The sequence below is a fragment of the Burkholderia pyrrocinia genome, assembly GCF_001028665.1.
GTDB lineage: Bacteria > Pseudomonadota > Gammaproteobacteria > Burkholderiales > Burkholderiaceae > Burkholderia > Burkholderia pyrrocinia.
On record NZ_CP011505.1, the window covers coordinates 155,272 to 170,007 of the forward strand.

The window sequence follows — 14,736 nt, forward strand, 5'->3', positions numbered from 1 at the left end:
GTCTGGAGTCGTACACATGAATGAGTCTAATCAGGCGCCCTCGGCGTCCCTCACGCCCGTGAAGCAAGCGTTGCTGAAGATCGACGCGTTGCGGCGCGAGCTGGCCGACGCGCGTGACGCGATGAACGAGCCGATCGCGATCGTCGGCATGGGCTGCCGTCTTCCCGGCGGCGCGGATTCCGCCGACGCGCTCTGGTCCATGCTCGCGGCAGGGACCGACGCCGTGGGCCCCGTGCCGGCCGATCGCTGGACGGATGCCGTCTACGACCCTCGACCGGGCCGCCGCGACACGAGCTACAGCCGGCACGGCGGTTTCATCGGCGACGTCGATCGTTTCGACGCGGCGTTCTTCGGCGTGTCGGACCGCGAAGCGCCGCACATCGATCCGCAGCAGCGTCTGCTGCTCGAATGCACGTGGCGAGCACTCGAGGACGCCGGCTTTTCACGAGAAACGATCGCGCCGTACCGAACCGGTGTATTTGTCGGTTCGTCGGTCGACGACTATGCACGGGTCAGCGAAGGCGTGCCCGACGCTGCGCTCAGCTACGCGCAAACGTCGCTGGGCACCGCGCGCCCCTTCGCGGCCGGCCGCATTTCCTACCTGTTCGGCTTTCACGGCCCGGCGCTGCATCTCGACACCGCCTGTTCGTCGTCGCTCGTCGCCGTCCATCTGGCCTGCCACAGCCTGCGCACCCGCGAGTCCGACGTCGCATTCGCCGGCGGCGTGAACCTGATGCTGTCGCCGGAGATGACGATCGCGCTGAGCGAGCTTCAGGCACTGTCGCCAAGCGGGCGCTGCCGGACGTTCGACGCGGCCGCCGACGGCTACGTGCGCGGCGAGGGCTGCGGTGTCGTCGCGCTGATGCGCCTGTCCGACGCGCGCGAGCAGGGCAGATCGATCCACGCGGTGATCCGCGGCTCCGCGGTCAATCACGACGGTCGCAGCAACGGGATGACCGCGCCGAACGGACGGGCGCAACGGGACGTGATCCGCGAGGCGCTCGAGCGCGCCGGCGTGTCGCCGGCTGACGTCGATTACGTCGAGGCACACGGCACGGGTACGCCGCTAGGCGATCCGATCGAGCTTCGTGCGCTCGAGGACGTGTATTGCCGCGGGTCGAGTCGCACCCGGGATTTGTACGTCGGCAGCATCAAGACGAATATCGGTCACCTCGAGTCTGCGGCTGCGGTCGCCGGTTTGATGAAGGTCGTTTGCGCGCTGCAGAAGGGTGAACTGCCGCGACACCTGCATTTCGACACGCCGACCGCACACGTCGACTGGCAGACCAATGGCATTCGCGTCGCGTCCGAGCATGCGGCATGGCCGTCGTCACGACCGGGCCGAAGGGTCGCGGCGATCAGCTCGTTCGGCATGAGCGGCACGAACGCGCACCTGATCGTCGAGGCGTGGCAGGGCGAGCACACGGCGCATTCGGACGCGAGCGTCGCGCTCTCCGGGCACGCGCGCTTCGACATCTGGCCGTTGTCCGCACACACGGCGCCGATGCTGAAGCAGGCGATCGGAGACTGCGCGGCGCATGTGCGCGCCGACGCATCGCTTGCACCGGATGCCGTCGCGAGCGCGCTGCGCACCAGGCGCGACAGCCATCGGCACCGTGTCGCGGTCGTCGCGGATTCGCGCGATGCGCTGCTCGACGCACTGTCGGCAGCGGAGCGGGCAACTTCCATGCGACACGTGCCGCCCGCGGGCGTCCGCGACCAGCTCGCGTTCCTGTTCACCGGGCAGGGTGCGCAGCGTGCGGGCATGGCTCGACAACTGTATCGGGACTTCGGGCCGTTTCGCGACGTATTCGACGCATGCGACGCACACGTCGAAGCGCAAGGCGAGCTGTCGCTCGTCGACGTGCTGTGGGGCGATCACCAGGACAGGATCCACGAAACGCGCCATACGCAGCCTGCGATGTTCGCGCTCGAGGTTGCCCTTGCGCGCTTGTGGATGCACTGGGGCGTCGTGCCTGACGTCGTGATGGGCCACAGCATCGGCGAGTACGCGGCGGCATGTATCGCCGGCGTGTTTTCGATCGAGGACGGCTGTCGTCTCGTGACGGCGCGCGGTCGGTTGATGGATACGCTCACCGCGCCTGGCCGCGCTCTCGCGGTGTTCGCGAACGTGAGTCGGGTCGCCGATGCCGTGCGCGACTTCCCGGGGCGTGCCGCGATCGCCGCGGACAACGCGCCGGAGAGCGTGCTCGTGTCCGGCGATCCGGACGCAATCGAAGCGCTCGAACGGCTGTTTGCAGCGCGCGGAATCGCGACGAAGGCGCTGGCGGCGTCGCGCGCATTCCATTCGCCGCTGATGGAGCCGATGCTTGCCGAATTCGGCGCAATCGCTGCGACAGTGCAGTATCGGGCGCCTGCCATTCCGATCGTATCCAATGTAACCGGCCGTTTCGAAACCGAACGTGTGTGCGATCCGGCGTATTGGGTCGAGCATGTCCGCGCAACGGTTGCCTTCCGCGCGGGTGTCGACACGTTGCTCGATGACAAGGTGACGACGGTCGTCGAGATCGGGCCCGGCAAGACGCTTTCGAGCCTCGTCGCCGCATGCGCCGGGGCCCGGGCCGGCAATGGCGATGTTGTCGCGTTGCCGTCGATCCACGGCGACGGGCGTGAGACGGAGCAGTTGTTGTGTGCCTTGGCGCATGTCTATATGGGTGGCCGTCGCGTCGACTGGCACGCCTACGAGCGTTCTCGAGCCGTGACGTCCTCGGCGAATCCCGCTCGCCGCGGCGTGCTGCCGCCGTACCCGCTCGAAGCCAGCCGTTATTGGGTCGGTTCCCGGGAGCCGGCGCAGCGGGCGAGGCTGCTGGCGAGCGCGCTCGCGGCAGGCAAGCACGCAAGTAACGGCGTGCTCGGTCGCCTGCTCCCGATACCTGCATCGGACGATCGTCGCTATGAGAGCGAGGTGTCCGATCAACATCTGCCGTTCCTGAGCGGACATGTTCTGCATGGAGCACTCGTTTTTCCGGCGGCAGGATTCGCCGAGGCCATGCTCGATGCCGCATCGCGGCGGAATGCCATTGCACCGGACGCCACGACCGACCGCTGGCAAGTCGCGAGCGCGGTGTCGTTCGACAACGCGCTCATGCTGGAAGCGGGGAAAGCGGTCACCTTCGGCACGGTCGTGCACGGAACCGGTGCCGCGCATACGAGCGACGAAGGGGCCCGGATCGAGATTCATGCGTGTCACGACACGGCGGCTCCCGAGCCTGAATGGATCTTGCAATGCGCGGGGCGGATCGGGTCGATGCACGGCGTACCCGAAGCGCCGCCGCTTGACGACTGGCGCGCGCAATGCCGTGACGCCGTGTCCGTCGACGGGTTCTATGAGCGATTGCACGCCACCGGGCTCGAATATGGTGGGGCGTTTCGTTCGATTCGCGCGCTGTCGCGCGGCGGCGATGCTGCGCTGGCCCGAATCGAGATCGGCGCGGACTGCACCGACGATACCGAGCGCTTCGTGCATCCGGCGCTGCTCGACAACGCGTTTCAGGCCGTTGCCGGCGCGCTGTGGGAGGCGGAGCTGAACACCGCGTTCGTACCGATCGGCATCGAACGGATCGCGTGCATGCCGATGCGGGGCGTGCGGACCGTGTGGTGCGCCGTGCGCGCACGGGTGCAGCGAAATCTCGCTACGGCTGATCTCTGGCTGTATGACGACGACGGTCGCTGCGTCGCAATCGTCTCCGAACTGCGGTTGCTCGCGGTCGACCCGAGCCGATTCAAGCGTGCTGCACCGCCGGCTGCAGTGCACCGGCACGAATGGCGGCCGCTGGTACCGACACACGAAGCGACCGGCGCTCCCATGGATGTCGTGCTGATCGGCAACGATTCGGCGTCGGACGCGGTGCTGTCGCAAGCGTGCGAAGCGGCGGGAGGCGCATGTGCAGTCGCGGCAATGCAGGCCGACGACATGTTCGACGGCGACGCCGGCGCACAGCGCATTCGTCTTGCATTGAGCGACGCTCTTGCATGCGTGGACGCACGACGAACCGTATTGCTCTATACGTGGCCGTCGTCCGACACTGCAACCGCGGACGACGAACTGGCTCGAGTCGGCGCCGCTTACCGTCGCTTCGCCAGCGTTTGGCGCGAAGTGCAGAATACCCATTGGCCGGCAGGCGCACCCGCCTTATGCATCGTGACACAGGCGGCACAGCGCGTACCCGGTGTCGACCGCCGCGTGTCTCCTTTTCAGGCAGCCGCATGGGGCCTCGCGCGCAGCCTCATGCACGAAAGCGGTGAAATTCCGGTGTTCGCGGTCGATCTGCCAGGGCCGGATGCCGCGTCGTGCGCGAGCGCGCTTGCCGCGCTGGCGGGCGCCACGGTGGCTGGCGAGACGCAGTTCGTGTCGCGGGGCGAGGTCGTGTACGTGCCGCGGCTCGTCAAACGCGACGTCGGCGCGGCGCAAGCGCTCGCGCGCGGCGCGTATCTGGTGACGGGCGGGCGAGGTGCGATCGGCACGCAAGTGATCGAGCGGCTGATCCGGAATGGCGTACCGAAAGTCGTGTCCGCAAGCCGCCAGTTGCCTGGAGACAGCGAGCGCGCACGGCTAGTTTCCATCGCCGACTCGCACGGTTCGATCATCGAGTTCGTGGCCGCCGATGTCGCCGCGGCGGCTGACGTGGACGCGCTCGTCCATGCGCTCGAAGCCGATGCGAAGCATCCGCTCGTCGGCGTCCTGCATGCAGCGGGCACGCTCGACGACGGCTTGCTCGCGACCCAGCCGATGTCCGACGTGATGCGGGTACTTGCACCGAAAATCGCCGGGACGTTGAACCTGCATCGCGCGACCGCGCATCTACCGCTGCGACACTTCGTGTCGTTCTCGTCGATCGTGGCCTGTATCGGTTCTCCCGGGCAATGTGCATACGCAGCGGCGAACGCATACGTGGACGCGCTGACGGCCTCGCGCAATGACGACGGCCTGCCCGGGCACACCATGAACTGGGGCCTGTGGGGCGGCAACGGGATGGTCGATCAGCTTGACGCGCACCAGTTGCGCCGTATCGCATCGTTCGGCCTCAACCCGCTCGATCCGGACGTCGCACTGGGCGTGCTCGATGCGCTGATCGCCGAACCGGACGGGCAGACGCAGATCTGGAGCGTCGAGGTCGATACGCTGATCAGACGTAGCCCGAGTCGGGCGATGGCGGCGTTGTTGTCGGAACTTGCGACACCGTCGAGTCCGGCGAGCCGCACATCCGGTGCCGGCCCGCGATTGCGCGAGCGCCTGGACGGCTTGTCCGCCGACGAACGCATGCAACTGCTGAGCGAACACATGACCGACGCAATCGCGACGACATTGCACACATCCAGCGCGCGAATCGCGCCTGATATCCCGTTGATCGAGCTTGGGCTCGATTCGCTGATGGCCGCGGAATTCCGCAATGCGTTGCGCACCGAACTGGGTGTCGATGTTCCGTTCGGGCGGTTGCTGGAAGGCGCGACCATCGACGACGTCGTGCGCACCATCGTGGCGATGCTCGATCGCGATGCGTTGCAGGCACCCGGGGTGACACAGCCGTCGCGCGCTGCAGACCGGATTGACGTGGTGTCGCGCGAAGCGACGTTCGGCCTGGAAATGGAAGGAGGGGAGCTGTGAGCTCGATCGAATTCATCAATGAACTGGCCGGGCGGGGAATCGAGCTCTGGGCCCAGGATGGCAAGCTGCAGTACAAGGCGCCGAAGGGCGCCGTCACGCCGTCGCTCGTCGACGAGTTGAGGACCCATAAGGCGACGCTCGTCGCGCTGCTCGAACAGTTTGCCGGCACCGCAGGCACCTATCCGCTTTCGTTTGCGCAAAAGTCGCTATGGTCGCTGCATCAGCTCAATCCCGAAAGTGCGGCGTACAACGTCACGTACGCGACCCGCATCGACGACGATGTCGAGGTGGCGACACTGCGTCGCTGCGTCGACTATCTGATCGCCCGTCACCCGATTTTGCGCACCGCGTACCGTGTGATCGATGGCGAGCCGCGACAGCAGGTCGGTTCGGACGCGCGCGCGCAGTTCACGGTCGATCGCGTGTTTGCGGCGGACGAAGCCGCCATCCGCCGGTGGATCGACGACGAGTCGAACCGCCCGTTCGACCTGACGCAGTCGCCGATCCGGCTCAAGCTGCTCCTGAACGAACATGACGGTGCAAACGCGATTCGCGTCGTTCTGCTGTTGAACGTACACCATATTGCCGCCGATTTCTGGTCGCTCGAAATCCTGCTCGGCGAGCTTCGCGCGCTGTACCGGCTCGCGCGCGCGGGCGAGCCGCTGAAGCTGCCGCGTCTATCGTTGCAGTACAAGGATTGCGTCGAGCACGAGCGCTCGCGGCTCGACGGGAGCGACGGCGAGCATCTCGCCGCGTTCTGGCGCCGGGAGCTGGCGCAAGGATTTCCGGTGCTGAATCTTGCGACCGACAGGTTGCGTCCACCGCGCAAGACGGAGCACGGTCGCGTATACGACTGGCCGCTCGGTGCGACGCTGTCGCAGCAGGTACGCGACACGGCCAGGCTGCTGCGCGTGACACCGTACATGTTGCTGCTTGCCGTCTACCAATTGCATCTGCACCTGCATACCGGACAGGAGCGGCTGATGATCGGCGCACCGACTTCCGGGCGCAACGTGCAGGGCAGTGAAGGCGTGGTCGGTCATTTCGTGAACACCGTCGTGCTCGCATGCGAGGTGCAACCCGACGATTCGTTCGACGACCTGCTGCGACGCACGCGCGAGATGATGCTACGCGTGCTCGATCATCAGGACTACCCGTTCCCGATGCTGGTCGACGCGCTGCGTCCGGCGCGCGATCCGAGCCGATCGCCGATCTACCAGGTGATGTACAACTGGAACCAGGCACGCGGCGATTTCGCCGCGCAAAACGCTGCGGACGTGCCGTTCTATCGGGAGCGCCTCGCCGCGTCGAGCACGGGTACGCGCGGCGCGACGCACGACCTGACGCTCAACGTCCAGGATCTCGGCGACGAATATTCGACCGCGTGGACGTTCAATACGGATCTGTTCGACGACACGACAATCGATCGGTTCGCGAACCAGTACAAACACCTCGTCGAGCAGGTGGTGGTTGACGCGACCCGACGCCTGAACCAGTACGGACTCGCGGTTGCACCGGCCGACGATGCGCAAAGCCGCATCGCCGCTGCGCATGCGTTCGCGCGCCACGCGACGGTCGCCGATTTCGATACGCTGCGGGATACGTCGCGCGGTGCATGGGAATTCGACGACCGGACGATCTCCTGCGGTGACGTGTACGGCGCGGTACGCGCTGTGCGTGCGCAATTCGACGCGCTCGGGATCGGTGTCGGCAAGTGCGTGGCAGTTCGCCTGGAAAGCGTCGCCGAGCGTGCAGTCGTGCTGCTTGCGATCCGTGCCGTCGGCGCGCGCTACGTCGTATCGCGCGACACCACCGACGGAAATGCCGACGCGGTGTGTCGGGGGCGCGGTGACGCGTGGTCCGGCTGGAACATTGGCGCTATCGACGTGGTGCGGGTACATCACGCCACCGCGCCGGACGATCGCATGGCCGCGGACGAGGCGGCGGCGGTCGAACCGCTGCTCGATTACGTCGGCCAATTGCTGCATCTGGACGCCGACACGACTGCGCTGGTCCTGCACGGTACTCAGGACGTGCTCGCGGCGGCGACGCTCGCTCAAGTCGTGCTTGCGGGCGGCATGGCACGCTTGTCCGAGCGGGCTTCGATCGGTGCGCTCGCCTCCGACGACCCTGTATACACGGAAATCGCGCGTGCCGAGCTCGACCATTTGCTCGCAGACGGCCCCGCGTTGATCATGCCGTCTCTTCTGTTACGGCACGCCGACGCCGCCGGCGTCGTGCGGGCACGCGCGCTTGTCGCTTATGGTGAGCATCCGCATGCGTTGACGGCGCTCGTCGACACGGATCGTGCCCCGGCGGCGGCAACCTTCGTGCCGCTGCGCTGCGCGGAAATCTTTCCGGCGATGTGCGCGTTCGTTGCGGCGCGAAATGGCTGGCGGCTTCTGGCACCGTCGTATCCGGGACGCGTAGCGCTCGTGCTCGGATCGTCTCGAAGCTTCGCCGACGATCGACAGGCCGGGAAACTGCATTTCCTTGACGGCACGTCGGACGCGGTGATCCCGCTCGAGACAGCATACCGGGACAGGACGCTCATATCGACCGGCGTTGCAGTCGTGCGCCGTGACGGCGATGTGCTGTGTGCGGACCCTTCGTTGCGCGTCGCTCGTCACCGGCCCGTACCGATCGAGATCGGCACGGTCGAGCAGACCATCTCGGCCGTTCCCGGTGTTGCCGCCGCAGTATGCGCGTGCGTCATCCGGGACACGCAGGAAATGCTGGTCGCGTACGTCGTCGCGGACGGCAGCGACCTGGATGCGGGTGTACTCGAGAATGCCGTTCGTTCGGCATTGAAGCAGGTTTTACCCGACTCGATGCACCCGGACGCGATCATGGTGCTCGATCGCCTGCCGCTCGACGCATGCGGTGCACTCGACGCGGACCGGCTCCCGCTGCCAAGCGCAAGCGAGACGGCCGTACGTCTTGCGTCGACCGACATCGAACGCAAACTCGCCGCGATCTGGGCCGATGTGCTCGGCCAACCGTCCGTCGGTGTCGACCACGATTTTTTCGAACTGGGCGGTGATTCGATTCTCGCTGCAGTCATCGTATCTCGCGCGGCGCTCGACGGGATGTATCTGAAGCCGCAGGACATCTTCCAGCATACGACCGTGGCCAGCCTGTCGACGGTGGTGCGCGAGACACCGGGCCTCGATGTCGATCAGGGGGCGGTGCACGGCGAGGCAGCACTCGGTCCCGCGGCGCAGTGGTTCGTCGAGCGGGTCGACGTCGATCGTTCGCACTTCAACCAGGCGTTGCTCGTTCCGCTCGGCGAGGCGCCCGACGCGAACATCATGGCCGAGGCGATCCGTGTCGTCGCGCGCCATCACGACGTGCTGCGTTCACGCTTCGTTGCGCGCGACGACGGAATGCATCACCTGTTTGCCGGTGACGACGGGTCGGACGAGGCTGATTTCTCGGTCGTCCGATGCGTCGATCCGGACGGCCGGCATTGCGAACGCGCCTGGCGCGATGCGATCGACGCAGCACAGGGCAGTCTCGACATCGAAAGCGGCAGACTGATGGCAATCAGGTGGCTCGAGAGCACCAGCGTGTCGAGCAGCCGGCTGCTGATCGTCGTCCATCACATGGCGATCGACGGCGTATCGTGGAGCATCCTGCTGCAGGATCTGGCGGATTGCTATCTGCGCTTGCGCGACCGCACGGCAGCGGCGTTGCCACTGAAGACGAGTTCCGTGAAGGCATGGGTCGACCAGTGGATCGCGCTTGCGCGCAGCGACGCGCTCGATGACGATCGCAACTACTGGCGGAGCGTGAACGCACAGGTGCGCGACGTGTTGAGCGGGCCGAAGCGGGTCGCGCTGATGCGCCACGGGCTTGCCCCGATCGTTCAGCATGCGTATCAGGAGTCGTCGCTCAGTTGCGCGATTACGCTCGACGCCGACCTGACGCACGCGTTTCGAACCACTGCACCGCGCGCCTATGGAACCGACGCGAATGACCTGCTCATTGCAGCGCTCCACGCGGGTTTTCGTGCGTGGAGCGGTTGCGATGCGTTGCTGCTGGACGTCGAGGGGCACGGTCGGGACGCGCTCGGCGAATCGATCGACCTGAGCCGCAGCGTCGGCTGGTTCACGTCGATCTACCCGGTGCTGGTCGACGTGCCGGCGGCCGCGTCGGACCCGTCGGCGCTCATCAAGTCGGTCAAGGCTCGACTGCGCGAGGTACCGCGGAAGGGCGCGAGCTATGGCGTGCTGCGCTATCTCGACCCGACGCCTCGGGCCGGCGACGACTCGCTCGTTGCGTTTCCGCAGGCGCCGATCCTGTTCACCTACCTCGGTCAACTGGAGCAATTGTCAGGGCCGTCGTCGCTTTATGGCGGGGCGCCCGAACCCGCGCCGGGCATTCGAAGCCCGCGCCAGCGGCGCACGCACCTGTTGGACATCGTCGCGTACGTGTCGCGCGGCAGATTGACCGTGGAGTCCAGCTTCTTCGGGGTGCCGGGCGTCGACGAAAGCATCGGCTGCCTCATGAGTCGCGTCGAAGAAGCGCTGACGATGCTCATTCGCCATTGCAGCGCCGACGGGGTCGGCGGATTGACACCTGACGACGTTCCGCAACTCGATGTCGACCAGCACGCGCTGGACGCGCTGCTGGATGAAATCGACGCACTCGAGCGCTGAACGAGGCGACGCGCCGTACGGCGCGTTCGTCGAGCATGACCGTACCAGGAATTCAGGATGACCCGAAACGTCGACACCATTTACTATCTCACGCCTCTTCAGCGAGGCATGCTCCACCATTCACGGCTCGATCCGGCGTCCGGCATCTACGTCGAGCAATTTTCCTGCGTGCTGGAGGGTTCACTCGACGTCGAGCGATTCCGGGGTGCTTGGGAAACCGTCGTGCACCGCCATGACACGCTCAAGACGTTGTTCATCCGCCTGCATGAGGAGAAGCCGTTGCAGGCCGTCCGGCATACGGTCGGATTGCCGTTCGATGTGATCGACTGGCGTGACCATGCGGCCGATGAACAAGCGAGTCGCTTCGAACTTCTGCTGGCCAGCGATCGCACGCGAGGCTTCGATTTTGGCGTGGCCCCGCTGATGCGCGTCACGCTGATCGTGCTCGGTAACGCGCGATATCGATTCCTCTGGACCTATCATCACGCGATCCTCGACGGTTGGTCGATGCCCTTGCTGCTCGGCGAGGTTTTTCAGCGCTATGCGCGTCCGGACGTGCCGCTGCCCGCCGTTACACAGGATTTTCGCGACTATGTCGCATGGTTGCGTACGCACGACAGCGCTCGTTCACTCGATTATTGGCGCGACATGCTGCGCGGCTATCGCACCCCGGCAGGATTCGCACCGTCGGTCGTCCCTTCGGCGGCAACACGTCCCACGGTCGACCAGGACGCACGTCGCACGCTCGCGGTATCGACCGGCACGATGCCGAAGGCGTGGATGGAGGCTGCCGCCCGCGCGTGCCGCCGCGATCGGGTGACGCTCAATACGCTATGCCAGGGCGCGTGGGCGACGCTCCTCGCACGTTATGCCGGCAGCAACGACATCGTGAGCGGAATCGTCGTATCGGGGCGTACGGCGGATGTGGACGGCATCGAGCGGATGGCCGGCTTGTTCATCAACACGCTGCCTTGGCGTGCCAGACTCGACGGCGAGCTCGATACGGCGACCTGGTTGCGAGGCTTGCAGGCGGACACGCAAGCGCTGGAGCAGCATGCGCAGAGCGCCCTCGCGGATGTGCTGAATTGCAGCGAGGTGTCACGCCAGAAATCGCTGTTCGATACGCTTTACGTGTTCGAAAACTACCCGGGCAGGGACGCGTTCGATCGGCTCGCGGCGAGTTGCGGGCTGCGGATCGACGACCCGCGTGCGGTCGAGGAAACGAGTTATGCGCTGGCGCTCATCGTATTGCCGACGGATACGCTGACGTTTCAATTGACGTATGACACTGCGCGATTCGACGCCGCGTTCATCGAACGCGTCGCCGAGCAATACCGTCGGCTGCTCCAGGTCCTGATCGACGCTACACCGCGTCAAGTTCGCGATCTCGTACTCGACGTGCCGTCGTCGCTCGTTGCAGGGCCGACCCGGGAGAAGCCTGCGCAATCGGCGATCGGCGACGCGACGTTGTACGCACCTATCGCCCGGCACGCAACCCGAATGCCGGATCGAATCGCGTTCTCGTCGCTGGATGACCGTCAGTCGCCGGGCGATGCGCGCGGTGTCACGTACGGCGTGCTCGCGGATCGCGTTCAGCGCGCCGTTTATCAATGGCGGAATTTCGGCTATCGGCCGGGCGAACGCGTACTGGTCGCGTGCGACGACCCTGTCTCTGGGCTCGTGCTGCTGCTGTCCGGACTGATGTACGGCGTCGATTGCGTGATCGCCGACCCTGATCTGCCATCGTCCGCGTTCGACGCCGTTACCGATCTCAGCTGGTGTCCGGAGCCGCTGCGAAGCTGCGTGACCACCGTCCGGCATACGCCGTTGACGGGTGTCGTCTGCTACGTGTTCGACGAGCGCGACCCGATGTATGGTCAGATCGACGGCACGATGGAAGACCATGCGGATCCGGCGCAGGGGGCCTGTTCGTTGCTGCGGCGCGACGCCGCCGGTGACTGGCGGGTCCTGCGTTACACGCATGCTCAACTCGTCGAAGCGGCGCGCGTGTTCTCGGCGACGTTTCCCGCGGGTGCGTCGCAGGATGTCGCCTTTGGCGAAGGGCTGTTGTCGCACACGGCGTTGTGGACGGTACTGGGGGCACTGAGTGCAGGATTGTCGCTCCGCCAGATTGCGAGCGCCGGTGATCCGGCGTTTCTGCAGCGGGCGGCTTTCGCGGATACGCACTGGCACAGCGTCGTCTTGAGTCCGGAGGCGACGCGCCACCTCGCGATCGCATCCGCCGACCTGTCGGGAGACGGGATCCGTGCGGACTGGGTGATAGCCGACGCACGCTCGTTGACGCGACAGGGTGCGGTCAGGCTCGCCGAGCTCGCGCCGCACGCGCAGCGCATCCGACGTCTGTGCTGGCCGGCGTGGTCGATTCCGCATGCCGTCTTGTCGGCAGACGTGTCCGACGGATTCGAAACGGGTGCGGTGTCTGCCGGCAGCACGGTATTCGTTGCGGACACGCATCTGAACCCGGCGGGCGTGGACGCACTCGGCAAGCTGGTCGTAACGGGACATTCCGTACCGGACCTGATGCTGCGCAACGGCAAGGCGGACCGGGACAACCTGATCGTCACGCGCAACGGTGCGTGTCTGCGCACCACGCTGGACGCGTGGCACACGGAACGTGGCTGCCATGCGCAACTGCCCGACACCGGCGCTTTCGCGGAACTGATGACGGTAGGCTGGCTCGATCTGGAAGTCGACGTCGCGCGCATCGCGGGCATCGACGAGGTCGCGCTCGTGGAGCGGATCTCGGATGGCGGCGACTGGGAGGTTGTACTTTTCCACGACAGTGCTGCCGTCGGCGCGGCGGATATCGCGCGCCGGCTCGTCGGCCGGCGCGGCGTGCCGGAACTGTCTCCCGGCGCGATCCTCGCCGTTGCGGATCTGCCGCGCTCCCCGAACGGCACCATCGACCGTGTGAGGTTGCTTGCCGGTGACGTCGAGATCCGCAGGGATGACGGTCATGTGGCGCCTCGGGACGTGGTCGAAACGGCGATTCACGAGATCTGGCGCATCCTGCTGAAGCAGCAGCGGATCGGCATTCACGACAATTACTTCGATCTCGGCGGGGACTCGCTTCAGGCAACCGTGATGCTGTATCAGATCAACGAGCGGCTGCAGCACCAGATCGACATGGACACGCTGCTCGCCGCGCCGACTATTGCCGGCCTGGCCGCCAGTATCGCGAATGGCAGTCTGAATCGCGATATGCCGCCCGTCGATTTGCGTGGGGAAGCGCAGCTCGATCCGGCGATCGAGACACGGCAGCCGTATGCCCGGCGACCGTATCGCACCGTGCTGCTCACCGGCGCCACGGGATTCCTCGGCGTGCACCTGCTCCACACGCTGCTCGCGACGACCGACGCTCGCGTGATGTGCGTCGTCCGTGCCGACGATCCGGTCGCCGGCGTACGGCGCATCGAGGCCGCAATGCAGTCGCATGGCTTGTGGGACGTGCGGCACGCGCATCGGATCATCGCCGTGCCGGGTGATCTCGGTGAACCGAACCTGGGTTTGTCGACCGCAGCATTCGAGGCGCTCGCAAGTGAAATCGATGCGATCTACCACAATGGGGCGCTGGTCAACTTCGTCTATCCGTACGCGACGCTGAAGCAGGTCAACGTGCTGGCCACCCAGGACATCATCAGACTGGCGAGCCTGCATCGGGTGACGCCGATTCACTACGTGTCGACGGTCGGTACGCTCGATCGCTATTCGGATGCATTGCCGGAAGCGCTTGCAGTGCCGTTCCACGAACACCTGACGAGCGGCTATGAACAGAGCAAATGGGTCGCCGAGCAACTGCTCGTTCAGGCGCACGCACGCGGCGTTCCCGTCACCGTGTATCGTCCGGCGCGGATCGTGGGACATTCGGAGAGCGGACGAATGAACCTGGACGATCTGTTTTGCCGGTTGATCAAGGGAATCATCTTGTTCGGAAAGGCACCTCGGGACGTCGGGTTCGACAACATCCTGCCTGTCGACGTCGTCAGCCGGATCATCGTGAGCGCGTCGCTCGAGCCGACTGCTGCGGGGCAGGGGGTGCACGTGATCAATCCGCGCTGGAACTCGCTGGATGCACTGGTCGATTTTATCGAGGACGAAGGCTTCCCGATCGAGCGGATGGGCTATGACGCGTGGCTTGCCGCACTGGCAGAGCATGTACGACGCGACCCGTCGCACCCGCTGTCGATGTTGATTCCGGTGCTGAAGAAGCTGAACCCTGCCGCGGATCCGACGGTCGGGCGCATTCTGCCGATCGACGTCACGCAACTGAAGCGGCTCGCGGGCGGCGTGCTGGCATCGAGCCTGCGGCCGACGAACGACTGGTTGCGCACCTTCTTCGACTACTTTTACGAATCGGGCTTTCTCGAACGGGCACACGCGAAGCTGGCCTCGGCGTGAGGAATTCGGGCGCGTCGGCAGCTCGCGCCG

At 65.8% G+C, this 14,736-nt stretch carries 3 protein-coding genes; all 3 read left to right on the forward strand.

Annotated features, from left to right (window positions below; translation table 11 throughout):
• Nucleotides 1-16: 16 nt before the first annotated feature.
• The 3 genes from ABD05_RS35385 to ABD05_RS30980 are packed head-to-tail and all read left to right on the forward strand — an operon-like array spanning nt 17 to nt 14,706.
• Nucleotides 17-5,626, forward strand: coding sequence for a type I polyketide synthase (locus ABD05_RS35385; protein WP_082146300.1), 5,610 nt, complete (start codon nt 17-19; stop codon nt 5,624-5,626).
• Entirely contained in the window at nt 5,623-10,287 is a 4,665-nt protein-coding gene (locus ABD05_RS30975; RefSeq protein ID WP_047904003.1) for a condensation domain-containing protein, read from the forward strand. The genes ABD05_RS35385 and ABD05_RS30975 overlap by 4 nt, the downstream gene beginning before the upstream one ends.
• A gap of 57 nt (nt 10,288-10,344) precedes the next feature.
• The gene (locus tag ABD05_RS30980) at nt 10,345-14,706 is read left to right on the forward strand and encodes a thioester reductase domain-containing protein (RefSeq protein WP_082146301.1); all 4,362 of its coding nucleotides are present in this window, start codon (nt 10,345-10,347) and stop codon (nt 14,704-14,706) included.
• Nucleotides 14,707-14,736: the final 30 nt, after the last annotated feature.